This is a genomic window from Pseudomonas sp. FP2335 (assembly GCF_030687535.1).
Lineage (GTDB): Bacteria > Pseudomonadota > Gammaproteobacteria > Pseudomonadales > Pseudomonadaceae > Aquipseudomonas.
This window is the reverse complement of record NZ_CP117437.1, coordinates 5330661-5354151: the sequence shown is the minus strand read 5'-3', so window position 1 is coordinate 5354151 and position 23491 is coordinate 5330661. Positions and strand designations below refer to the sequence as shown.

Below are 23491 nucleotides of genomic sequence, written 5' to 3'. Positions count from 1 at the left end.
CCCGATAAAGTCAGGCCCGGTCGCGGGCCAACAACGGTTTCAAGTAGTAACCGGTGTGCGACTGAGGCATCTCGGATACCTGCTCCGGCGTACCTACCGCGATGATCTGGCCACCTTTGGAGCCGCCTTCCGGCCCAAGGTCCACCAGCCAGTCGGCGGTTTTGATCACATCCAGGTTGTGCTCGATCACGACCACCGTGTTTCCGTGGTCGCGCAAGCGGTGCAACACGTCCAGCAGTTGCTGGATGTCCGCAAAGTGCAGGCCGGTTGTCGGTTCATCGAGGATGTAGAGGGTCTTGCCGGTATCGCGCTTGGACAGCTCGCGCGACAGCTTGACCCGTTGCGCCTCACCACCGGACAACGTGGTCGCCGATTGCCCCAGCTTGATATACGACAGGCCCACATCCATCAGTGTTTGCAGCTTGCGCGCCAACGCCGGGACTGCATCGAAGAACACCCGCGCTTCCTCGATGGTCATCTCCAGGGTTTCATGGATGCTCTTGCCCTTGTATTTGATCTCCAGGGTTTCGCGGTTGTAGCGCTTGCTCTTGCACACATCACACGGCACGTAGATGTCCGGAAGGAAGTGCATTTCCACCTTGATCAAGCCATCGCCCTGACAGGCTTCGCAGCGTCCACCCTTGACGTTGAACGAGAACCGGCCTGGCCCGTAGCCCCGCGAACGGGACTCCGGAACGCCGGCAAACAATTCGCGGATCGGCGTGAACAGCCCGGTATAGGTCGCTGGGTTTGAGCGTGGCGTGCGACCGATCGGGCTCTGGTCGATGTCGACTACTTTGTCCAGGTGTTCCAGGCCCTTGATGCTGTCGTGCGCCGCTGCTTCCAGGGTGGTCGCGCCATTCAAGGCGGTAGCGCTCAGCGGGAACAGGGTGTTGTTGATCAGCGTCGACTTGCCTGAGCCGGAAACGCCTGTCACGCAGGTCAGCAGGCCAAGCGGGATTTCCAGGTCGACATTGCGCAAGTTATTCCCGCGCGCACCCTTGAGGTGCAACGCCAGCTTCTTGTTGCGCGGTGTCCGTTTGGCCGGCACTTCAATCTTGACGCGACCAGACAGGTACTTGCCGGTCAGTGAGTCCGGGTGCGCCATGACTTCGGCAGGCGTACCTTCAGCGACAATATGCCCACCATGCACACCGGCGCCCGGGCCAATGTCGACGACGTAGTCCGCCAGGCGAATCGCATCTTCGTCGTGTTCGACCACGATCACGGTGTTGCCAATGTCCCGCAGGTGTTTCAGCGTGCCGAGCAGGCGATCGTTGTCCCGTTGGTGCAAGCCAATGGACGGCTCATCAAGGATGTACAGCACCCCGACAAGACCGGCACCAATCTGGCTGGCCAGGCGAATCCGCTGGGCTTCACCGCCCGACAAGGTATCCGCGCTGCGATCCAGCGACAGGTAGTCCAGGCCCACATTGACCAGGAACTGCAGTCGCTCGCGAATTTCCTTGAGGATCTTGTCGGCAATTTCCCCGCGACGGCCTGTCAGTTTAAGCACGCCAAAGTACTCGCAGGCATCACCGATAGGCAGGTTGGTTACCGCCGGCAACGTCTTCTCGCCTACCCACACATGCCGCGCCTCGCGACGTAAACGAGTGCCCCGGCAATCCGGGCACGGTTGGGTGCTTAGGAACTTCGCCAGTTCTTCGCGCACGCTCGCCGATTCGGTTTCGCGGTAGCGGCGCTCCAGGTTCGGCACGATGCCTTCGAACGGGTGGGAGCGTTTAACGATGTCGCCACGGTCGTTCAGGTACTTGAAGTCGACATTCTGCGTGCCGCTGCCGTGGAGGATGACCTTCTGCTGATCCGCCGGCAGTTGGTTGAACGGCACTTCGAGGCTGAATTTGTAGTGTGACGCCAACGAGCCCAGCATCTGGAAGTAGTAGACGTTGCGCCGGTCCCAGCCGCGTATCGCGCCCTCCGCCAGGGTCAGCTCGCCGTTGACCAGGCGCTTGATGTCGAAGAACTGCTTCACACCGAGGCCATCGCAAGTCGGGCACGCGCCGGCCGGGTTGTTGAAGGAAAACAGCTTGGGTTCCAGCTCACTGATGGCGTGGCCACAGATCGGGCAGGCAAAGCGCGCGGAAAAGATGATTTCTTCACCCGGCTCGTCGTCCATCGGCGCCACCAGGGCAATGCCGTCTGCCAGCTTCAGTGCTGTCTCGAACGATTCCGCCAGGCGCTGTTGCAGGTCGGCCCGCACCTTGAAGCGGTCCACCACGACATCGATGGAGTGCTTCTTCTGCTTGTCGAGTTTCGGCGCTTCATCCAGCTCATAGAGCTTGCCGTTGATCCGCGCGCGTACGAAACCTTGTGCGCGAAGCTCCTCGAAGACGGAAAGGTGTTCGCCCTTGCGTTCACGAATCACCGGCGCCAGCAGCATCAGCTTGGCGCCTTCCGGCTGTGCCAGTACCAGGTCAACCATCTGGCTGACGGTCTGGGCTTCCAGGGGAATGTCGTGGTCCGGGCAGCGCGGGATACCCACGCGCGCATAGAGAAGACGCAGGTAGTCGTAGATTTCGGTGATGGTGCCCACGGTGGAGCGCGGGTTATGGGAGGTCGACTTCTGTTCGATGGAGATCGCCGGCGACAGGCCTTCAATCGTGTCGACGTCGGGTTTTTCCATCATCGACAGGAACTGCCGGGCATAGGCCGACAACGATTCCACATAGCGCCGCTGGCCTTCGGCATACAGCGTGTCGAACGCCAGGGACGATTTGCCGGACCCGGACAAGCCGGTGATGACGATCAGTTTGTCCCGGGGCAGGGTCAGGTCGATGTTCTTCAGGTTGTGGGTTCTAGCCCCACGAATCAGGATCTTGTCCAAGATGGCCTCGCACGGCGGGCGTAAATAATGCAGGAGTATACGGCTAAAGACTGGATGAATATACACTGTCAAGTGGCCGCTTGCAGCCTTACATGAAAGCTGCGCGGCAAAGCGCCGCATATACCCTCTCAATCGATGGGACTGGTAGAATCGCCGCCGGTTCACACGAGGTTTTTCCATGCACGATCCCCACAGCGAACGCATGAGTAGCGGCGAGACCCGAGCGGCAAGCGGTCTGGCCCTGGTGTTCGCCTTCCGTATGCTTGGCATGTTTATGGTGTTGCCGGTACTCGCGACCTATGGAATGGATCTCGCAGGCGCGACCCCCGCCCTCATCGGCCTGGCGATTGGCGCCTACGGCCTGACCCAGGCAATTTTCCAGATTCCGTTCGGGATCATTTCCGACCGCGTTGGCCGTCGTCCGGTGATTTACCTGGGGCTGATCGTGTTCGCCCTCGGCAGTGTGCTCGCGGCGCAGTCCGATTCGATCTGGGGCGTGATCGCCGGTCGCGTCCTACAGGGCGCCGGTGCGATCTCTGCCGCCGTCATGGCGCTGCTGTCGGACCTGACCCGCGAACAGCATCGCACCAAGGCCATGGCCATGATCGGCATGACCATTGGCCTGTCGTTTGCCGTGGCCATGGTGGTCGGCCCCTTGCTGACCCGCGCGTTCGGCTTGCACGGGCTGTTCCTCGCCACGGGCGGCATGGCGTTGTTCGGCATCGTGATCGTCGCCTTCATGGTGCCGCGCTCCACTGGCACATTGCAGCACCGTGAGTCCGGGGTTGCGCGCAAGGCGTTGTTGCCGACACTCAAGCACCCCGACCTGCTGCGCCTGGATTTAGGTATCTTCGTATTACACGCGATGCTGATGTGCAGCTTCGTCGCCTTGCCCCTGGCCCTGGTGGAAAAAGCCGGCCTGCCCAAGGAGCAGCACTGGTGGGTCTACCTCACGGCGCTGTTGATTTCGTTCTTCGCCATGATCCCGTTCATCATCTATGGCGAGAAGAAACGCAAAATGAAACAAGTGCTGCTCGGCGCCGTCGCGACGCTGATGCTCACTGAGCTATTCTTCTGGCAGTTCGGCGATAGCCTGCGAGCGCTGGTCATCGGTACGGTGGTGTTCTTCACCGCGTTCAACCTGCTGGAGGCTTCGTTGCCTTCGCTGATCAGTAAAGTTTCACCGGCCGGTGGCAAGGGCACGGCGATGGGGGTGTACTCCACCAGCCAGTTCCTTGGTTCTGCATTGGGCGGCATCATGGGTGGCTGGATGTTCCAGCATGGCGGTTTGTCGGTTGTGTTCCTCGGATGCGCTGGGCTGGCTGCACTTTGGCTAGCCTTTGCTGTTACCATGCGCGAACCCCCATACGTCACAAGCCTGCGCCTGCCGTTGTCGCCCGAAGCCATTCGTGAAGCCGGCCTGGTAGAGCGCCTGAAGGCCGTTGTTGGGGTAACAGATGCGGTAGTGATCGCCGAAGAAGCCGCCATCTACATCAAATTGGACACCGAATTATTGGATCGCGCGACGCTCGAGCAACTGGTCAATCCAGTGCCGACAGCGCGCCCAGCCTAGGAGAACGTTATGGCCCGTGGGGTTAACAAAGTCATATTGGTCGGTACATGCGGCCAGGATCCCGAAGTTCGCTACTTGCCTAACGGTAACGCCGTGACCAACCTGAGTCTGGCGACCAGCGAACAGTGGACCGACAAGCAAACCGGCCAGAAGGTCGAGAAAACCGAATGGCACCGTGTGTCGATGTTCGGCAAGGTGGCAGAGATCGCCGGTGAATACCTGCGCAAAGGTTCGCAGGTCTACATCGAAGGCAAACTGCAAACCCGCGAGTGGGAAAAAGACGGTATCAAGCGTTACACCACCGAAATCGTGGTCGACATGCAAGGCACCATGCAACTGCTGGGCGGCCGTCCACAGGGCGACCAACAGGGCCAGGGCGGCATGTCCAACTCGGCACCGCGCCCACAGCAGTCGCGTCCGCAGCCAAGCCAGCAGCCACAGCGTGAGTCGCGTCCAGCGCCACAGCAGGCTGCTCCGCAACCGGCTCCGGATTTCGACAGCTTTGATGACGATATCCCGTTCTAGGATACCGCCCGGACCTGCCGTGCAGCGTCTTTCCAAAAAGCCCCCTGAGCCCTGCTCTCGGGGCTTTTTGTTTGCCTGCGAAAAACACCCTCAAGGATGAACACCGTGCCAAACACTCTTCTGGTCTTCCTGTTCAGTGCGATTTTTGTTGGCGTCTGCACTACGCCGCAAGCGGCCCCAAACGCCTCGGCGTCCCTTGCGGGCGACAAAAAACTGGTCGTAGGCATCTGGGCCATGCAGGCGTTGAACGAAGGCAGAACCAATGTGGCCGAATTCAGGCCTGACGGCCAACTGTTGCTGCACGCGTTCAACTGTGTGGCATCCAGTCAGGAACCGACCGATGTGATGCGTTATTCCGTGGCCGATGACGGCAAGGTGATCAACATGATCTTGCCGACCAAAACCATCGAGCTGAAAGTGCTGACCTTCTCGCCGCAGTTCATGCAGCTCACCTCCCGTACCGGGGGGATGGAAATCAGGTACGACTTCGAGAAAGTCGACGACGTCGACTCAGTGTGTGAGCGATACCCGGAACTCAAGGCGGAGAAGGCGCGCAATACCCCCTATGCGAGCAGTGACTTTGTCGCCGCGCCGGCCATTCCCGAACACCCGGGCATGGAGCGATACCTTGGGACATGGGGGTCCAACAACGTCGCTGTGGTTGAAATCCTGCGAGACGCCGCCGACGGTTTTTACCTGAGCATGCCCGGCGACGGAACCTGGCATTACCTCTATAACGATGTGCATTGGGTCGGCGACGAACTGCACTTTCAGAGTTACACCTACTCGGATAATTCTTCGTCGTTTCCCTCACCCAAACACAAGCAGCGGATTCCGACCAGCCTGACGCCAATGTCCGACGGCATCTTGCGCCAAAACTTCACCCTGTTTGGCGATCCCTATCTGGGCATTTTGACGCGCATGAAATAGTCGGCGTGGTGTTTCGGCGGGTTTGTCGTCACGCCTCACAAGATTTAGGCTGTGGCCCACCCCAAGCGAAGGAGAGTCGCCATGACCTGGTCTGCCAAGCAGTACACGATGTTCGAACAACAGCGTACCCGCCCAGTCCGGGATTTGGTCGCGGCCATTCCTAACACCGAAATCCACAGCGCCGTCGACCTGGGCTGCGGCCCCGGCAATTCCACTGAAGTATTGGCCGAGCGTTTCCCAGACGCCCACGTCACTGGCATGGACAGCTCCGTCGACATGCTGGCCGACGCGCGTAAACGCCTGCCGGCGCTGAATTTCGAACTGGCGGATATTGGCGCCTGGAGCCCGGCGAAACCACTCGACGTGATCCTGGCCAACGCCTCGCTGCAATGGCTGCCGGACCACGCCACACTCTATCCGCACCTGGTCAGTCAACTGGCACCCGGCGGCACCCTGGCCGTGCAAACCCCGGACAACCTCGACGAACCCGCCCACCGGCTCGCCCGCGAAGTCGCAACTGATGGACCCTGGGCCGCCAAGATCGGTGCGGTCAGACACAACGAACGCCACACCGCGAGTTACTACTACGAGCTGCTGAGCCAACATTGCAGCACCGTCGATATATGGCGCACCACCTACCTACACCCGTTGGCGAATCACGCGGCCGTGGTGGAGTGGTTCAAGGGCTCGGCATTACGCCCATTCCTTGCAGCGCTTACCGATAGCGAAAAGGCTGCGTTCCTACAGCAATACCAGGCACGGATTACCCAAGCTTACCCAGCCCTGGCCGATGGTACTGTCCTGCTGCCATTCCCGCGCCTGTTTATCATCGCTTCCCGCTGACACCGGCCGAGCAAGTGACGGTCATGCCGCCGTCGCTTGCGCCTTCAGGTATTCGTCCGCCGAAACCACGCCTGCGTAACCGAACGCCAACGATGCCATATACGCATCGTGCACTTGCGCGGCCGGAATCACTCGGCCATTGAACTCCAAGTCCCGCGTCGCACAGGCATCGTGAATCAGCGTGACCTTGTAGCCCAGATCCGCCGCCGCCCGCACCACGGCATCGATGCACATATGGCTCATGCTGCCGACCACCACCAGTTCGGTGATGCTGCGTTGCTCCAGCAATGCACGCAGGTTGGTTTCGCGAAACGCGTTGACGAAATGCTTCAGCACCACCGGCTCGTTGCCTTGGTTCAGCACCTTTGCATGCAAATGCGCGCCTTCGGAGCCCGGTGTGAAGAACGGCGCGTCCTCGGAGGTGAACTCATGGCGCACGTGAATCACCGCATCCCCGGCCTGCCGAAACGCTTGCAGCACCTGCGCCGCCTTGTCCGCAGCGGCGTCCACGCCGTCGAGCGGCCACTTGCCCTGCGGGAAGTAGTCGTTCTGTATATCGATTAGGATGAGTGCTCTCTTGGCCATGTGTATTGCCTCGTGATGGGTTGATAGGCCCAGTATCTTAGCTGGCGTGTGCACCCGGGATTGGCTGCACCGACAAAAACAGGGGGAAAACTGACAATGGCTGTTGTTGAATTGGGTGTGTTGATCTACCAAGGCGCGCAACTGGCCGCCGTGCACGGTTTGACCGACCTGTTTGGCGTGGCCAACCGGATCGCCGCCGAGCATCAATCTGCGCAGTTGCCGTTGCTGCGGGTCAGTCATTGGCAGGTGGATGTCACCGGCACACCTGCGCGGGTATTCGACAGCCATCCTGGCCCTGATCAACCGATGATGGCCGTCTTGGTGCCACCCGCCATTGGCGACTTTACCGAAGAACAAGCGCCGCCGGCGCTGCTGGAATGGATCCGCCAGCAGCACGCGATGGGTACGGTGCTCGGCGGCGTGTGTATCGGTTCGATCATGCTGGCGCGCAGCGGTCTGTTGGACGGGCGTAGCGCCACCACCCACTGGTCCTCCGCCCAGTCCTTCGCCAGGCGCTTTCCCGCTGTGCGCCTGGAAGCGGACAAACCCATCGTCGATGACGGCGACCTGATCACCACCGCCGGGCTGATGGCCTGGTCCGAACTGGGCCTGCGCCTGGTCGACCGGCTGATGGGCCCGAGTGTTGCAGCGGATACTGCGCGTTTTCTGGTGATCGAACACAGTGACAGCGCCAGCCAATGCGGCAGCAACTTCGCGCCGATTCTCGGGCATGGCGACGGCGCGATCCTCAAGGTTCAGCATTGGCTGCAAGCCAGCGGCGCAGTGGATGTCAGCGTCGCGGCCATGGCGCAAGAGGCGGGCCTGGAAGAGCGCACTTTCCTACGGCGCTTTCGCAGTGCCACGGGGTTGAAACCCACCGAATACTGTCAGCACCTGCGTGTGGGCAAGGCGCGGCAAATGCTTGAATTCACCAACGGCACCATCGACCACATCGCCTGGACCGTGGGTTACCAAGACCCCAGCGCCTTTCGTGCCACCTTCAAGAAAATCACCGGCCTGGCCCCCAGTGATTACCGCAGTCGGTTTGGTGTCTGATCGTGCAGAACACCACCGAATCACGGCCGCCTCGTGCAGAATAAAACAGGCGTTATGCCATCGCTTTTTGCGTAAGGGCTTGATTTGACAGCCTTCTGTACTCTGCGGGCCTTGGCGTGATCCCTGCATTCCTTCCCTTACACACAGGGCTGCACAGCCGAGGGGAACGCATGACCCCGACACAACGCAAGAAACTCGTAGTCGCCCACTCCACCCGAGAGGGGGCTGCGCAGCATGAAGTCGACACCAACCACGCGCTGGCGCGCTGGCTGGCGCAGATTCTAGGCCTCAAGTTCGGCGGCAGTTACGACGCGCAGCAGCATGCCGGCCGGGAACTCTACGTGCTGCCCACCCAGACCCTGGTCGGCGCCGCGCAAGCGCGAGCGCTTCAAGTCAAAGGCCCGCAAGACCTGTGGGGCGGTTATGTCGATCACGACTTCATCTGCACCAAGGCGATCAGCCACGGCCTGTTGAACCCGCAGGCCAAGGCCCCGGAAGGCTGGTCATCCCTCTTCGCTGAGCGCGTACGAAAAGTCGTGTTGGATGGCGTGAGCGTCTTCGCGTTGGAGGACGCCAGGCCCGCCGCCGCGCACCTGCTCAAGTGTGGGCCGATCCGCCTGAAGCCCGTGCATGCTTGCGCCGGACGAGGCCAGGAAGTTATCCACAACCTGGATGAATTCGAGGCAGTGCTGGCGCGTCCCGGCGCTGCGGCACTGATTGATGAAGGCCTGGTGCTGGAGCAGGATTTGCAGGACGTGATGACCCACAGTGTCGGTCAGAGCTTTATCGGCGATCACGTATTCAGCTACTGCGGCGAGCAATACCTGACCCAGGACGGGCAGGGTGAAGGTGTCTACGGCGGCTCCGACCTGCTGGTGGTGCCGGGCGACTATGAAGACTTGCTCAAGCTCCCATTGCCTGGGGATGTACGCCTGGCTATCGAGCAAGCCCGGGTTTTCGATAACGCCGCCGACGAGGCCTATCCCGGCTTCTATGCGTCCCGGCGCAATTACGACATTGCCCAGGGCCTGGACGGCAACGGCCAGCGCCGCAGTGGTGTGCTCGAACAATCCTGGCGCATGGGCGGCGCCAGCAGTGCCGAAGTGGCGGCGCTGCAAAGCTTTATCAACCACCCCGGCCTGCGCGCCATTCGTGTGTCTTCGGTGGAGACCTACGTGGACCGGGCACTGCCGGCGGATGCGATCGAGGTGTATCGGGGCCCGGCGCAAAACAGTGACTTTCTTCTCAAGTATGTGACGGTCAAATCCTATGACGGCTAGAAGCGAAAGCATTGCAATCGACATTGACGACGAGCAAATGAGCGGCACCTTCCTGAGCCCGAAATCCAAGGTGCCAGGGGTGCTGTTCGTGCACGGCTGGGGCGGTAGCCAGGAGCGTGACCTCGAGCGCGCCAAGGGCATCGCCGGGCTGGGCTGCGTGTGTCTCACCTTCGACCTGCGCGGTCACGCCGACACAGGCATTGCGCTGTCTCGCGTGACGCGTGAAGACAACCTGCGCGATCTACTGGCGGCTTACGACCGGTTGCTCGCCCACCCGGCCATCGACACCTCGGCGGTGGCGGTGGTGGGCACCAGCTACGGCGGTTACCTGGCCGCCATCCTCACTTCCTTGCGCCCGGTACGCTGGCTGGCGCTGCGGGTGCCAGCACTGTACCGCGACCAGCAATGGCTCAAACCCAAGCGTGACCTGGATAAGGTCGACCTGATGGACTACCGCAGCACCCTGGTACACGCCGAGACCAATCGAGCCTTGCATGCCTGTGCGCAATTTACCGGCGATGTGCTGATCGTCGAATCCGAGACGGACGAGCACGTGCCCCACGCCACCATCATGAGCTACCGCGCGGCGTGCCAGCAGACTCACTCGTTGACCCACCGCATCATCGATGGTGCCGACCATTCGTTGAGCGATCCTGTGTCACAGCAGGCCTACACCTCGATCCTGGTGGACTGGATTACCGAGATGGTGGTGGGGGAGCGCTTGAGCATCATCCAGTCCCGATAAGCGGGGTGTCATTGACGCCGCCTTCGCGGGCAAGCCCGCTCCCACAGGGGAGTGCATTCCAGCAGGGAAAGTGCATTCCAGCAGGGAAAATGCATTCCAACTGTGGGAGCGGGCTTGCCCGCGAAGGCAATAGATCAATCAACAGTGATTCAAGCCGGTGCCTTCTTCACCCGCAACGCCTTGGCCTTGGCCTCCACCGCGAGGTACATCACCAATGCAATCAACAGCGGCACAATAAAATAAATCGCCCGGTAGGCAATCAACCCCGCCAATAAACTGCCCCGCGACGCCTCATGCTGCAACAGCGCGATAAACACCGCCTCCAGCACGCCCAAACCCGCAGGAACATGGGTGAGCACACCGGCAATCGCGCTGATCAGCAATACCCCCAACACCAGTGGATAATCGAGCTTGGCCGGCAGCAGGGTGAAGATCACCGCCGCCATCAGCGACCAGTTCAACGCGCCCAAGGCCAGTTGCAGGCATGCCATGCGCACCGACGGCAGATTGATCTCCATGCCCCGGATCGCCCACGCGCGCTTTTTGCAAAACTGGCACGCTGCCAGATACCCCAGGCTCGCCAGCACCAACACCAGGCCAATGCCCTGCAACGCGCCAGTGCTGACTTTCCAGCCCGGCGGCATGCGCACCAGGCCGCTGCTGAACACCACCCCTGCCAGCGCCATGTAGCCAAACCAATTGGTTGCCAGGCTCAGGCCGAGGATCTTGGCGATATTGCCGTTGCTTACCCCCAGCCGCGAATACAATCGATAGCGCATGGCAATGCCGCCGACCCATGCGCTGAGGTTGAGGTTGAACGCATAACTGATGATCCCCACCGGCAGAATCTGTTTCCAGCCCAGGTTCTGGCGGATGTAAGTGCGGCCGATCAGATCGAAGCTGGCGTACACCAGAAAACTGCACAGCGTCAGCGCGCCCGCGATCAACAAGGTGCGCAGCTTGAAATCGCCCAGGGTCTGCAGCACTTCACTCCAATCGATGCGTCGAGCGAGGAGGGTGAACAGCACAATCAGCGCCAGGAAGAACAACACGGTCAGTGGTTTCTTCCAGTTGGCAAAGCGCGAAGCACTGGCTTTAGAGGTCATGGGCCTGGCTCTCGATGGGTTTCAACCGCGGCTTGTGCGCCGGCAACCAACCCGTCAGCGCGGGGAAGTGACGCATCACATGAAACACCAGGAACCCCACGGTCAACCGCCATAGCCATAAACGCGGCTTGCGGTTTTCCGGCATGGTCTGACAGTGGTCTTTCGCTAGGGTTTGCAGGCGCTCGTACAGCTGTTGGTTGAACCGGCGGTCATGAATCAACACGTTGGCCTCCAGGTTCAGCGACAGGCTCAGCGGGTCGAGGTTGCTTGAGCCCACGGTGCTCCACTCTTCATCCACCAGCGCGACTTTGCCGTGCAATGGGCGCTGGCAATATTCGTGGATCACCACGCCGTCCTTGAGCAAGTAGTCGTAGAGCATGCGCGCCGCCAGCTTGGCCAGCAGCACATCGGGCTGGCCCTGCATGATCAGTTGCACCTGTACGCCCCGGCGCGCCGCATTGCGGATTGCGCGCAGCAGGCGGTAGCCGGGGAAGAAGTACGCGTTGGCGATCACCACACGTGTCTGCGCCTTGCCCAGGGCATGGATATAGGCTTCTTCGATGTCATCGCGGTGTTGCAGGTTGTCACGGTAAATCAGGCGCACCAGCCCCTCGCCTTGATCACCGGGCCACGCTGACGGTGGTTGCTGGCGCCGCCGCCAGCCGCGCCGCATACGCACCTGGCGACCGCTCTGCGCCAGGGCGAAGTGATGCAAGTCCGCCACCGCCGGGCCCATCACCTGCACGGCGTAATCCTGCTTGGCCTCAGGGCCGAAATCCCCCAGGTGATCCGCCGAAAAATTGATCCCGCCGATAAACGCCACGTTGGCGTCCACGACCACAATCTTGCGGTGCAAGCGGCGAAACCAGTTGGTGCGAATGCCCAGGGTCTTGGACGCGGGGTCGAACATCTGCACCGTCACGCCGGCGTCGGCCAGTTCGCCAAGAAACGCCGGCCGCAACTCACCGCAACCAAAACCGTCCAGGCTGACCACCACCTTCACCCCACGTCGGGCCGCCTCAATAAGCACGCCTTGCAGCTCAAGGCCTACCTTGTCTTCGAACAGGATAAAGGTCTCCAGCAGGATCTCCCGCTGCGCCTGGCGCAATACCTCGAACACCTTGGGGAAGTACGCTTCGCCGTTTTCCAGCAACTCAACCTGGTTACCGCTCTGCCAGCCGTAATCCAGGTCACGGGCCTTGGTTTGATCCGGCGGCTGGTCGGTGGCGATGTGTTCGACGGCAATGTTCATAGCTCGATCTCCACCGACAGCGGCACATGGTCAGACAAATGCGACCAGGGCCGCGTGGTCAACACCTGGGGGTTGTGTACCTTGAGGTTGCGCACGTAGATGCGGTCCAGAGGCAGCAACGGCAGCCGCGCCGGGAACGTGCGCGCCGGCTTGCCATGGGCCTGCACGAATACTTCGGTGAGGCCGCTCTGGCTCAAGTCGGCCTTCTGCCGCCAGTCGTTGAAATCGCCAGCAACCACCAGCGGCGCCTCGGCGGGAATCTCGCGAATACGCTGCTCCAGCAGGCGCAACTGTTGCTGGCGATGGACCTCGCGCAGGCCCAGGTGGATGCAGATCGCGTGCACCTCATGGCCGCTGCCCGGCAGGCGCAGCACACAATGCAGGAGGCCGCGGTTTTCATGGCCGCTCTGGGAAATGTCGAGGTTGTCATAGCGCACGATCTGGAATTTCGACAGCAGCGCATTGCCGTGATCGCCGTGGGGATAGACGGCGTTGCGTCCGTAGGCGAACTGCGGCCAGATGCTGTCGGCGAGGAATTCGTACTGTGGCATGTTGGGCCAGTCGCTGTAGCGCTGCGGGTGGCGTTCGTGGGTGCCATGGATTTCCTGCAGGAACACCATGTCCGCGCCCACGGCACGCACCGCTTCGCGCAGCTCGGGCAGGATGAATCGCCGGTTCAGGGCGGTAAAACCCTTATGGATATTGACCGTCAGCACCGTGAACCGAGTGATGGCGACGTTGGGCGTGATGGGCATCCAGTCGGGGATCGCAGCCATGGTTGCTCCTGAAAAAGAGTGGGGGGCTTACCCTCGTTTAAGGCTGACTCTAAGGGGCCGCGGAAAGTTTCCAGCGTCCTACGGATGGCATAAACATGGCCGCGCGGGGGAACGATCAAGCCTCAATCCCGTCAGTTCCTTACAGACCCATCTGCAAGGAGTCCGGTGTTTTGCTGAATTTCAAGACTGCATTCCTGCTCGCCGCGCTGCTGTTGTGCGCCAGCGGCGCCCTGTACGCCGCGGATTCCGCGCCCGAAGCCCAAGCGCCGGCCAAGCCTGAGTTGTTAGTGGAAGGCGGGTTGTTGGGGGCCATCAGTTCCAGCATCGACGATGTGCAACAGCAGCTCGACCTCAACCAGGGCCTCATTGACGCCTGGCGCCTGCGCGCCGATCGCGCGGCGGATGAAGTAGGGCGGTTGGTCGATCAGACGTCCGAGCGTTCGCCATGGAGCGTGGCCGGGGACTTCGTCTTGTTGTCCGGGGTGTGGGTCGGTGCGTTTGCCTTGCTGACGTTGCTCGGGCGTTTGATTGTGCAGCGCTTGGGGCGACGCGCATGGTTTGAGCCGCGCGAGCGCCTGCAGGCGCTGCTCGGGTACGTGGTGCCCTATACGATTCCCGCACTGATTTGTCTGCCGCTGACCCTCTATGTCAGCCACTTTTTACCGACTTCCGTAGGACGTGCGCTGGCGCTGTGTTTTGCCTACGCCACCAGCAGCGGGATCTTTTCCACATCGATGCTGCTCTGCGTGATCGTCATGTTCAATCTCGGCCACAAGCGTTCGGCGGTGCGGATTATTCGCAATTATTGTCCCAAGCCGCTGTTCCTGATCGGCTTCCTGGCTGCCCTCAGTGATGCCCTGACCAGCCCGCAAATCGCTCGCCAACTCGGTGGCAATATCACCAGCAGCGTCGCGGTATTTACCGGCCTGTTTGCCGCCGTGATCTTTGGCGTACTGGTCGTGCGCCTGCGCCGCCCGGTGGCCCATCTGATTCGCAATCGGCCGCTGGCCCAGCGCCTGAAACATCCGGCGTTGCAACAATCCCTGCGGGTGTTTTCCGGGCTGTGGTACTGGCCGATCCTGTTGATGGTGCTGGTCTCGGCGATCAACCTGATTGGCGCCGGCGACGACAATCAAAAAGCCCTGCGCTGCGCCTTGTTCACCACGATCCTGCTGATCGGCACCGTGTTCCTCAGTACCGTGCTGCAACATCTGTTCAAGTCGCGCAGCCAGGTGGCGATCCAGCGCAGCAGTGCCTACAAGGAGCGTTTTCTCAGCCTGCTGCACGCAATCCTGCGCATTGCCATGGCGATCGGCTTTATCGAGATCCTCGGGCGCATCTGGGGTGTCTCGTTGTTCGAGTTCGCCGAGCGCAATTCCATCGGCCGGGCGATCAGCGACTCACTCAGCAGCATCGGCCTGATCCTGTTGATGACCTGGCTGTTCTGGGTGGTGCTCGACACCGCGATCCAGGAAGCCTTGAAACCGCCGGTGAACAAACGCTCCAGCCGCCAGCCGAGCACTCGGGTGAAAACCATCCTGCCGCTGGTGCGCAATGCGGTGAAGATCATCCTGGTGGTGATCTGCGCGATCACCACCATGGCCAATCTGGGGATCAACGTTGCGCCGCTGCTGGCGGGTGCCGGAGTGGTCGGCCTGGCGATTGGTTTTGGTTCGCAGCAACTGGTGCAGGATGTGATCACCGGGCTGTTCATCATCATCGAAGACACGCTGTCCATCGGCGACTGGGTAGTGCTCGACTCGGGCCACGCCGGTACGGTCGAGGGCTTGACCATTCGCACGTTGCGCCTGCGTGACGGCAAGGGGTTTGTGCATTCGGTGCCGTTCGGGCAGATCAAGGCGGTCACCAACCAGTCGCGGCAATTTGCCTATGCGTTCTTCTCGGTGCAGTTCACCTACGACACCGATGTGGACAAGGCCGTAGAGTTGATCCGCGAGGCGGGGCAGTCGATTCGCGACGATGTGTTCCTCAAGTACAACCTGCAAGGGCCGCTGGAGGTGTTTGGCGTCGACAAGATGGACCTCAATGGCGTGGTGCTCACGGCGCAGTTCCGCACGGTGTCGGGCGGGCAATACGCGGTGAGCCGTGCGTTCAACCAGCGCTTGAAAAAGCTTGTGGATAACTGTGCCGAGGTGCAGTTCGCGCAGACTTATCCACAGCAGGTCCTGGTGCCCGCACGAGCAACCCTTGAGCATGACCCGACCGCGGCCGGCACGAAAACAGTTAATCCGTGACGGTTGCGCTACAAACCCGCAAAATGCAACGATTCTGACCAATACTTAAATAGCCATCGTTCCAAACTGACCGGGCCTGCTCAATCTATGCGAATGCGCCTTATGTTGTTGGGCGGCGGGAATGCCCTCGGGCAGGCGCTGATTCGCCTCGGTGCAGAGGAAGACATCGGTTTCCTCGCCCCCAAACCGCCCCAAGACGGCTGGGATGCCGCGAGCCTTACCCAATTGCTCGACGACACCCGTCCCGATGCGTTGATCAACCTCGCCTACTATTTCGACTGGTTCCAGGCCGAAGCCGTCAGCGAAACCCGTCTGGCCGCCCAGGAGTTCGCCATCGAACGCCTGGCCGAACTGTGCCAGCACCACACCATCACCTTGCTGCAACCCTCCAGCTACCGGGTGTTCGATGGCTCCCGCGCCACCGCCTACAGCGAAAAAGACGAGCCGGTGCCCCTGGGCCTGCGCGGCCAGGCGTTGTGGCGTATCGAACAGAGCGTGCGCGCCACCTGCCCGCAACATGTGTTGCTACGGTTTGGCTGGCTGCTGGATGACAGTGTCGACGGCTCCCTCGGGCGCTTCCTGGCCCGTGCCGAGAAACCGGACGAATTGCTGATGGCGGACGACCGTCGTGGCAATCCGACGCCTGTGGACGATGCGGCGCGGGTGATCATTTCGGTGCTCAAGCAGCTCGATTGCGCGGCGCCGTTGTGGGGCACTTATCACTACGCGGGCCAAGAGGCGACCACACCGTTGGCGCTGGGCCAGGCGATCCTCACCGAAGCGCGCAATTACCACCCATTGGCCATCGAATCACCCACCGCCCAGGCTCATGCGGCCCGGCCGGATGCGGGTGACGAACCGCAGCATGCGGTGCTGGCCTGCAAGAAGATCCTGCACACCTTTGGTATCAAGCCACGGGCCTGGCGGGCGGGGTTGCCGGCGTTGCTGGATCGTTACTACCGTCACAGCTGACACAGCCCAAACGCAAATGTGGGAGCTGGCCGCTGTGGGAGCCGGGCTTGCCCGCGATGCAGACACCTCGGTGTATCAGTGATACCGAGGTGATGCTATCGCGGGCAAGCCAGCTCCCACAGCGGCCAGCTCCCACATGGTTTATGCGCTGCCGCTTAGAACTTGTAGCCGATACCCACCATGTAGACCATCGGGTCCACGTCCACATTGACCTTGGCACGAGTGCCAGGTGCCACGGCGTTGTTTTCCACGGTGGCCTTGGTGCTGATGTCGATGTAGCGCGCCTGGGCGTTGATCATCCACTTGTCGTTGATCATGTAGTCCGCACCGATCTGTGCGGCCCAGCCCCAGGAGTTTTCAGCCTTGAAGTTGCTGAAACCGGCGCCTTGAGCGCGGCTGCCGACGTGCTCGTCGTAGATCCAGGTGTAGTTGATACCGGCGCCCACGTACGGTTGGAAGGCAGACTTGTTGTCCAGCGGGTAGTACACGACGCTCAGGGTCGGCGGCAGGTGTTTCAGGGTGCCGAGCTTGCCGTTGGCGGCGCCGAGGGCGGTGTTCTTGATCTTCACGTCATGTTCGAACGGCGTGGCGGCCAGCAGTTCGATACCGACGTGGTTGGTCAGCATGTAGGCGAAGTTCAGGCCCAGTTGGGTGTCGCTGCTCATGGTCGCTTTGCCGCCCAGGTTGGCGCCTGCCAGTGGGCCCTGGTCAACCTTTACGGTGCCGCTGTCGGCCTTCGGGTTGACGGTAATGGCACCGGCTCGAACCAGGATGTCGCCCGCTTCGTGAGCGTGGGCAACAGGGGCGACGAGGGCGAGCGCGAAGAGGGACGCGCCGAGCAGTGACTTGTTCATGGGAGCTCCAAGGGACGTTTAAAAGTTGTAGGTCCAATGGTAAAGATCGTTCCGTGCGGTCTTTTGATTCAGCTCAATGAAAGGGTGATCAGCGTTATTACTGCAGTTCGTACATGTAAATCTTCTCGGCCTCCATCTGGTAACCGGCGTCGGCCAGCTCGCTGGTGGACGGCTTGACCTGCATCGCGCCCTCGATCCAATACGGCTGGTATAGCTCATCGAGTTTCACGCCGACTTCACTTTTGACATGCACGATCTGGTTCGACGGCGGCGGTGGCACATGGATGCATGCGCCGAAATACGGCACCAGCAAGAACTCGGTGGTGCGGCCTTCTTCGCTGACTTCCAGCGGCACGATATAGCCCGGCAGGCGGATGTGCTGGCCGTCGAGGGCCTGTACCACGGGGGCGTTGGGCAGGTCCTGCTTGGCGGCCGGCGCCGCTTCGACCGATAAGGTATCGGCCATGTTCGACAGGTCGTGCAGCGGTTTCATGTTCGGTACTTCCGGCGGCGCATCCGGCGGGATCATCTCCTGCCACGACAAATCCTTGGGCTGCCCGGCAGCCCAGGCAGGCACGCTCATCAGCAGCAACAGCGCAAACAGGGCACGACGCATCGAAGCCTTCCTCATAAACGAATGGACAGGCCGTCGGCCAGGGATTGTCGATAGGCACGCCACGCGGGCACGCCTCCCATCAACAGCGCGGCGGCCAGGATACCGGCGAGCAACGTCCATTCATATTCGCTTGGCCACGCCATCGGCAAGTCCAGGCCGTAGTTGGCCTGCAAATACCCACGCGAGGCGGCGATGCACACGTACAGCAAGCCAATGCCCGCGACCACGCCGGACAGCGCCAGGGCGAAGGCCTCGAAGATCAGCAGTGTCGCGATGTGCCACGGACGTGCGCCCACCGAGCGCAAGATCGCCATTTCGCGGCGGCGCTCGTTGAGGCTGGTGAGGATCGCCGTGAGCATGCCGATCAAACCGGTCAGCACCACGAACAGCGAGATCACGAACAGCGCTTTTTCGGCGGTGCTCATCATGCTCCACAACTCTTGCAGCGCCACGCCCGGCAAGATCGCCAGCATCGGCTCGCCACGGAATTCATTGATCTCCCGTTGCAGGGCGAACGTGGAAATCTTGTTGTTCAGGCCCAGCATGAACGCAGTGATGGCCTGGGGGGTGAGGTCCATGTTGCGTGCCTGATCCGCGCTGATACGGCCTTTGCCCTGGGCCGGCACGCCGTTGTGCCAGTCGATGTGGATCGCCTCCATGCCGCCCAGGCTGATGTGCAACGTGCGGTCTACCGGGGTGCCGGTGCGTTTGAGGATGCCGACCACGGTGAAGGGTTTGTCGTCGTGCTTGACCAGGCTGACCACCGCCACGCCATGGGCCAGCACCAGCTTGTCGCCGAGCTTGTAGTGCAACGCCTCGGCGACTTCGGCGCCGAGCACCACTTCGAACGGGTCGCTGGCGAAGGCGCGGCCGCTGGCCAGTTCGAGGTGTTGCTTGCGGCCGTACTGATAGTGCTCGAAGTAGGATTCGTTGGTGCCCATCACGCGGTAGCCACGATGAGAGTCGCCGAGGGAAATCGGGATCGCCCATTTCACCTGGGGGTTGGCGGCGAAGTGCTCGTAGCTGTCCCAGCGGATGTTGTTGGTGGCATTGCCGATGCGGAACACCGAGTACAGCAGCAGGTTCACCGAGCCGGAGCGGGCGCCGACGATCAGGTCGGTGCCGCTGATGGTGCTGGCGAAACTGTTGCGCGCCTCGACGCGCACACGCTCTACCGCCAGCAGCAGGCACACCGAGAGGGCGATGGCGAAGGCCGTGAGGATCGCGGTAAAGCGGCGGTTAGCCAGGCTGGCCATGGCTAGACGGAACAGATACATCTCAAACCTCTGCGGGCGTGGCGGCGCGATTGAGTTCGGCCAGCGACAGGTGGCGGTCGAACAGCGCAGCCAGGCTTTGATCGTGGCTCACAAACAGCAGGCTGGCGCCGGCTTCGCGGCATTCGGCGAACAACAGCTGAAGGAAAGCCTCGCGGGCGTCGTAGTCCAGGGCCGAGGTGGGCTCGTCGGCGATCACCAGTTCCGGTTGGCCGATCAATGCACGGGCGGCGGCGACACGTTGTTGTTGGCCGATGGACAGTGAATCGGCGCGGCGTTCCAGCAGGGTTTTATCCTTCAAACCGAGGTGCGCGAGCAAGGTCGCGGCGGCTTGATCGACACTGCCGTGGCGCTGCCTGGCCCGTTGCGCACGCAGCTTGGAAAAGTGGCAGGGCAACTCGACGTTCTCGCGCACCGACAGGAACGGCAGCAGGTTGAACTGCTGGAAGATATAGCCGGTGTGGTCGACGCGGAAGCGGTCGCGGGCGCCGGCCGAAAGCTCGGTCAGCTCCTGGCCGAGCAGGCGGATTTTGCCCTGGCTGGGCGTTTGCACACCGCCGAGCAGGCCCAGCAGCGTGGTTTTGCCGCTGCCGCTAGGGCCCTTGAGGAACAGGCTTTCACCCGCATCCAGGCGGAACGCGGGGATGTCGAGCAACTGCGGGTGACCGGGCCAGTTGAAGCCCAGGTCGGACAGTTCGATCAGTGCTTGGGTCATGTGAACTCAGAACTTCAGAGTGGCGGCTGTGGCCGTCGCGTCAACACCTTGCTGGCCGCTCGGGCCGATCAGTTGTACCTGAATTTTCTGGGTGGCGGGGAAGGTCTTGAACACCTGGGTCAGGTCGAGGTTGCTCAGGGCCGTCGGCGTGGCGCAGGTGAATTGGTAGTGGGCGTGGATTTCGCTGTGGTCGTGATGATGCTCGCCGTCTTTGGCGTCGTGATCGTGGTCATCATCGTCGTCGTGATCGGCTTCGGGCTTGTCGCCGAACAGTGGGCTGTTGAGTTCCTGGGAGCTGGCCACGCAACCGGCGGCCTTGGGCAGGTTGAACAGGGCCAGCGGGTTCTCCAGCTGTTTGCGCACGGCCGCGACCTTGGCTTTGTCGGCGGCGCTGGTGGCTGGGTGTTCGAAACCCACCAGGTTCATTGCCGGGCTGTCCAGTTCCAACTCCAGGGTCTGGCCGTCGAGCACAGCGTTGAGGCGGCCGACGCCATGTTCGTGGGCGCCGAGGCTGCCGTGCTCGTGGTCGTGCTCTTCATGGGCATGGGCAACCGCCAGTGGCAGCAGGGCAAACGGCAAAGCAAGCAACAGACGGCGCATGGGGCGGCTCCAGAGATGAAAGTTTTGTTATGTGATCTTATAACAATAGGGCTGAGAGTTTGACCGCCCGCTTGGCGTTGCGCAAGCCGCATGGGAGCATGCCCGTCAGAAAAAATGCAGGAGTACGGATGATGTTGAGAATTCGTGGAACCGTCGGCGACCTGCCGGTGGACTTGACCCTGGAGCTGGACGACGGCGATTGGGCACGCCTGGGCGCCCAGTTGCAGGCTGCCCCCGCGCCAAGTGCGCCGGCTGCAGTGCCAGTCAAGCAGGATGAAGATCTATGGCAGAAGGCCCAGGATGTATTGCGCAGCGCCGGGCAACTCAGCGGTCTGGAGTTGCTCGATCAATTGGAAGGCCTGGCCGGCGACGCCTCGGCGGGCAAGCGCCTGTTGGTGCGCCTGCGCCATAACGCCAAGGTGAAAGTCGCCAGCGGCGGGGATACGCCGCTGTACAGCTGGGTGGGTGATTAGTACAACGCAGCGAACAGCTTGCGGCGGTACACCGTGACCAGCGGGTGATCATTGCCCAGCAGTTCGAACACCTGCAGCAAGGTCTTGTGCGGCAAGCCTTCACTGTAGCTGCGGTTGCGGATAAACAACTTGAGTAAACCTTCCAGCGCCGCGTCGTACTGCTGGCGCGCCAGTTGCTGGATGCTCAGTTGGTAGGCCGCTTCGTCATCCTGCGGGTTTTGCGCCAGGCGGCTTTTCAGGTCGGCGGCGTCCGGCAGGTCGGCGGCCTGGCGCAGGAAGGTGATCTGCGCCTTGGCGCCGGCGAGGGCGGCCTTGTGCTCGTCGCTTTTGACCGCGTCGAGCACGGTTTGGGCTTCGCCCAGCTCACCGCGCTCGGCCAGGCAGCGTGCATACAGGATCAGCGCGGCGGCGTTGGTGTTGTCCTCGCCCAGCAGCGTCACCAGCACGGCCTCGGCATCGTTGATGCGGCCTTCGGCAAACAACGCCTGGGCCTGCTCCAACGGATCGGCTGCCGCCGGTGGTGGCATCTGCACATGCGGCTCCAGCATTGCCCGCACTGCCGACTCCGGCTGCGCCCCGGCAAACCCATCGACCGGCTGGCCATCCTTGAACAGTACCACCGTCGGCAGGCTGCGAATGCCAAAGCGCGCAACGATGTCCTGTTCGGCCTCGCAATCGACCTTGGCCAGCAGCAGCTCGCCCTGGTAACTCTCGGCAATCTGCGCCAACAACGGCATCAACGCCTTGCACGGCGCACACCACTCGGCCCAGAAGTCCACCAGCACGGGCTTGTGGAAGGAGTTCTCGATCACTGCCTGGTCGAATGTGGCGGTGGTGACATCGAAGATATACGGCGTGGGCTCACTCATGGGGCGTCTCGAATAAAGCGGGAATGGGGGGAACTATAAGGGCTGGCGCAGTTGGCTGAAAGCACGACGGGTTCAAGATCGCTATCGCGGGCAAGCCCGCTCCCACAGGGGAATGCATTTCAACAGGACGCGGCAGTGCGAATCTGGGAGCGGGCTTGCCGGCGATGGCCTCAAGGCCGCCGCGAGTGGTACAGGCTCACCTTGCGAAACTCCCAGGGCTCGGCCAGGTCCGGCAGCGTCAACGCGTCCAGGACCTCCAGTCTTTGATAATCCGCATGTTGAAAGTCGCGCACCCGCGAATCGGCCACCAGTGCCTCACGGCCGCGGGTCAGGAAGTGATCGAGCAGCGGCAGGTTGGCGCGGTCGTAAAGCACGTCGGCCACGAGGATCAGGTCGAAGCGGTCGGTTTCGGCAAAGAAGTCCTGTGAATACCCCAGTTCCACACCGTTGAGTTCGGCATTCGCCCGGCAAGACGCCAGCGCCAGCGGATCAAGATCGCACGCCACCACTTCCAGGGCTCCGGCCTTGACCGCCGCAATCCCGGCTACGCCGGAGCCGGCGCCAAAATCGAGCACGCGCTTGCCGGCAACCCACTCGGGATGCGCCGCCAGATACCGCGCCAGCGCCAGGCCGCTGGCCCAGCAGAAGCTCCAGTAGGGCGGTTCATGCAGGATGCGCCGGGTTTCTTCGGGGCTGAAGGCGCGGTCCATGTTGTCTGCATCCAGCAGCCATAACGACAACTCGGTGCCCGGCAGCGGGCAGGGCATCAGTTGGGCGTCGCCGATCAGCTCGCTCAGTGCCGCTTGCAGGGCCAGCGGTGGCGTCATGGTGCCTTGACGAGTTGCAGGGGGCCGGTGGTCTGGGTGATCGCCTGGGTGATGCGCACGGCGGGCAGGTGCAGGATCAACTGGCCGGACTGGCTGGCGCGGCCGCGCAATTCAACGCGGGCGCCGGCCGGGAAGGCCTGGGGGTTGAAACGCAGGCGGAAGGCCAGGGGCTTGCCATTGCCGGTGAGCACGCTGCTGGCGAGCAACTGTTGTGGGCGCGAGCGATCGTCGATCACCAGCAGGGCCATCTCGACTTCGGCGCCGGCCGGCACGTTGGTCAGGCTGCCGTTGATTTCACGCTGATAGGCCGGTAGCGGGCCGAGGTCTTCAAGGCCAGGGACTTTTTTTTCTTGCGCAGGCTGAGGGGCGGGCGCGGAAGGTTTGGGGGCTTCGCTGCTGCAGGCGACCAGGAAACTGAACACGGTAAGTAATACAAGTGGTCGTAACTGCATGTACGGCTCCAGAAAGGGCAAAATCCGTGGCTTAAAAAATATGAAACATAATAGTCAGCCTATATACC

Annotated in this window: 23 protein-coding genes; 10 read left to right on the top strand and 13 right to left on the bottom strand. The window is 61.8% G+C overall.

The annotated features are described in order from the left end of the window. Positions 1 to 10: 10 nt before the first annotated feature. The gene (gene uvrA / locus PSH81_RS24100) at positions 11 to 2845 is read right to left on the bottom strand and encodes an excinuclease ABC subunit UvrA (RefSeq protein WP_305391612.1); all 2835 of its coding nucleotides are present in this window, start codon (positions 2843 to 2845) and stop codon (positions 11 to 13) included. Between the two features lie 178 nt (positions 2846 to 3023). Between uvrA and PSH81_RS24095 the strand changes: the two genes are divergently transcribed. The 4 genes from PSH81_RS24095 (at position 3024) to tam (ending at position 6716) form a co-directional block, all read left to right on the top strand. Next, the gene (locus PSH81_RS24095; RefSeq protein WP_192299097.1) at positions 3024 to 4418 is read left to right on the top strand and encodes an MFS transporter; all 1395 of its coding nucleotides are present in this window, start codon (positions 3024 to 3026) and stop codon (positions 4416 to 4418) included. A 9-nt stretch (positions 4419 to 4427) separates the two neighbouring features. Further along, positions 4428 to 4943, top strand: a complete 516-nt coding sequence (locus PSH81_RS24090) for a single-stranded DNA-binding protein (protein ID WP_003232445.1) — start codon at positions 4428 to 4430, stop codon at positions 4941 to 4943. A 96-nt stretch (positions 4944 to 5039) separates the two neighbouring features. Further along, the gene (locus PSH81_RS24085; protein WP_305391611.1) at positions 5040 to 5873 is read left to right on the top strand and encodes a hypothetical protein; all 834 of its coding nucleotides are present in this window, start codon (positions 5040 to 5042) and stop codon (positions 5871 to 5873) included. A gap of 81 nt (positions 5874 to 5954) precedes the next feature. After that, the gene (tam, locus tag PSH81_RS24080) at positions 5955 to 6716 is read left to right on the top strand and encodes a trans-aconitate 2-methyltransferase (RefSeq protein WP_226455845.1); all 762 of its coding nucleotides are present in this window, start codon (positions 5955 to 5957) and stop codon (positions 6714 to 6716) included. A gap of 21 nt (positions 6717 to 6737) precedes the next feature. Here tam and PSH81_RS24075 read toward each other — a convergent pair whose 3' ends face one another. Continuing rightward, entirely contained in the window at positions 6738 to 7301 is a 564-nt protein-coding gene (locus tag PSH81_RS24075; RefSeq protein WP_192299094.1) for a cysteine hydrolase family protein, read from the bottom strand. A 96-nt stretch (positions 7302 to 7397) separates the two neighbouring features. On the opposite strand from PSH81_RS24075, the gene PSH81_RS24070 reads away from it, so the two are divergent. The 3 genes from PSH81_RS24070 (at position 7398) to PSH81_RS24060 (ending at position 10382) form a co-directional block, all read left to right on the top strand. Continuing rightward, positions 7398 to 8357, top strand: a complete 960-nt coding sequence (locus PSH81_RS24070) for a GlxA family transcriptional regulator (protein ID WP_192299093.1) — start codon at positions 7398 to 7400, stop codon at positions 8355 to 8357. A gap of 170 nt (positions 8358 to 8527) precedes the next feature. Continuing rightward, positions 8528 to 9637, top strand: a complete 1110-nt coding sequence (locus PSH81_RS24065; protein WP_305391610.1) for a DUF3182 family protein — start codon at positions 8528 to 8530, stop codon at positions 9635 to 9637. Beyond that, a complete protein-coding gene (locus PSH81_RS24060; RefSeq protein ID WP_305391609.1) occupies positions 9627 to 10382 on the top strand; it encodes a S9 family peptidase in 756 nt (251 codons plus the stop codon). Before PSH81_RS24065 ends, PSH81_RS24060 begins: the two co-directional genes overlap by 11 nt. Positions 10383 to 10531: 149 nt before the next feature. On the opposite strand, the gene PSH81_RS24055 is transcribed toward PSH81_RS24060, so the two are convergent. The 3 genes from PSH81_RS24055 to PSH81_RS24045 are packed head-to-tail and all read right to left on the bottom strand — an operon-like array spanning position 10532 to position 13516. Then, positions 10532 to 11488 carry a lysylphosphatidylglycerol synthase domain-containing protein gene (locus PSH81_RS24055; protein WP_305391608.1) on the bottom strand — a complete coding sequence of 319 codons (957 nt, stop codon included), beginning with the start codon at positions 11486 to 11488 and terminating at the stop codon, positions 10532 to 10534. Beyond that, positions 11478 to 12740, bottom strand: coding sequence for a cardiolipin synthase ClsB (gene clsB, locus PSH81_RS24050; protein ID WP_226455841.1), 1263 nt, complete (start codon positions 12738 to 12740; stop codon positions 11478 to 11480). Before clsB ends, PSH81_RS24055 begins: the two co-directional genes overlap by 11 nt. Further along, positions 12737 to 13516 carry an endonuclease/exonuclease/phosphatase family protein gene (locus PSH81_RS24045; RefSeq protein ID WP_192299090.1) on the bottom strand — a complete coding sequence of 260 codons (780 nt, stop codon included), beginning with the start codon at positions 13514 to 13516 and terminating at the stop codon, positions 12737 to 12739. Before PSH81_RS24045 ends, clsB begins: the two co-directional genes overlap by 4 nt. Before the next feature lie 170 nt (positions 13517 to 13686). On the opposite strand from PSH81_RS24045, the gene PSH81_RS24040 reads away from it, so the two are divergent. Both PSH81_RS24040 and PSH81_RS24035 read left to right on the top strand, forming a co-directional pair. Further along, the gene (locus PSH81_RS24040) at positions 13687 to 15771 is read left to right on the top strand and encodes a mechanosensitive ion channel family protein (RefSeq protein ID WP_305391607.1); all 2085 of its coding nucleotides are present in this window, start codon (positions 13687 to 13689) and stop codon (positions 15769 to 15771) included. A gap of 87 nt (positions 15772 to 15858) precedes the next feature. Then, positions 15859 to 16743, top strand: a complete 885-nt coding sequence (locus PSH81_RS24035) for a sugar nucleotide-binding protein (protein WP_226455838.1) — start codon at positions 15859 to 15861, stop codon at positions 16741 to 16743. A 155-nt stretch (positions 16744 to 16898) separates the two neighbouring features. Here the strand turns inward: PSH81_RS24035 and PSH81_RS24030 are convergent, their stop codons facing one another. The 5 genes from PSH81_RS24030 to PSH81_RS24010 form a co-directional block, all read right to left on the bottom strand. After that, positions 16899 to 17597 carry an OmpW family protein gene (locus PSH81_RS24030; protein WP_192299087.1) on the bottom strand — a complete coding sequence of 233 codons (699 nt, stop codon included), beginning with the start codon at positions 17595 to 17597 and terminating at the stop codon, positions 16899 to 16901. Positions 17598 to 17694: 97 nt separating this feature from the next. After that, entirely contained in the window at positions 17695 to 18213 is a 519-nt protein-coding gene (locus tag PSH81_RS24025; protein ID WP_192299086.1) for a DUF3299 domain-containing protein, read from the bottom strand. 11 nt (positions 18214 to 18224) lie between these two features. Then, the gene (locus PSH81_RS24020; protein ID WP_192299085.1) at positions 18225 to 19490 is read right to left on the bottom strand and encodes an ABC transporter permease; all 1266 of its coding nucleotides are present in this window, start codon (positions 19488 to 19490) and stop codon (positions 18225 to 18227) included. Between the two features lies 1 nt (position 19491). Beyond that, positions 19492 to 20202 carry an ABC transporter ATP-binding protein gene (locus PSH81_RS24015; protein ID WP_305391606.1) on the bottom strand — a complete coding sequence of 237 codons (711 nt, stop codon included), beginning with the start codon at positions 20200 to 20202 and terminating at the stop codon, positions 19492 to 19494. A 6-nt stretch (positions 20203 to 20208) separates the two neighbouring features. Continuing rightward, positions 20209 to 20802: a DUF2796 domain-containing protein gene (locus tag PSH81_RS24010; protein WP_226455835.1), complete on the bottom strand. Its 594-nt coding sequence runs from the start codon at positions 20800 to 20802 to the stop codon at positions 20209 to 20211. Between the two features lie 131 nt (positions 20803 to 20933). Between PSH81_RS24010 and PSH81_RS24005 the strand changes: the two genes are divergently transcribed. Continuing rightward, a complete protein-coding gene (locus PSH81_RS24005) occupies positions 20934 to 21275 on the top strand; it encodes a hypothetical protein (protein WP_305391605.1) in 342 nt (113 codons plus the stop codon). Here PSH81_RS24005 and trxA read toward each other — a convergent pair. The 3 genes from trxA to PSH81_RS23990 all read right to left on the bottom strand — a co-directional run bounded on the left by trxA (position 21272) and on the right by PSH81_RS23990 (position 23423). Next, on the bottom strand, positions 21272 to 22144 hold the full coding sequence (trxA, locus tag PSH81_RS24000; RefSeq protein ID WP_192299081.1) for a thioredoxin: 873 nt from the start codon (positions 22142 to 22144) through the stop codon (positions 21272 to 21274). The two genes, PSH81_RS24005 and trxA, sit on opposite strands and share 4 nt — an antisense overlap. 170 nt (positions 22145 to 22314) lie before the next feature. After that, positions 22315 to 22971 (bottom strand): methyltransferase, encoded by a 657-nt coding sequence (locus tag PSH81_RS23995; RefSeq protein WP_305391604.1) that lies wholly within the window; start codon positions 22969 to 22971, stop codon positions 22315 to 22317. Continuing rightward, positions 22968 to 23423, bottom strand: coding sequence for a YbaY family lipoprotein (locus PSH81_RS23990; protein WP_192299079.1), 456 nt, complete (start codon positions 23421 to 23423; stop codon positions 22968 to 22970). The genes PSH81_RS23995 and PSH81_RS23990 overlap by 4 nt, the downstream gene beginning before the upstream one ends. Positions 23424 to 23491 lie beyond the last annotated feature (68 nt).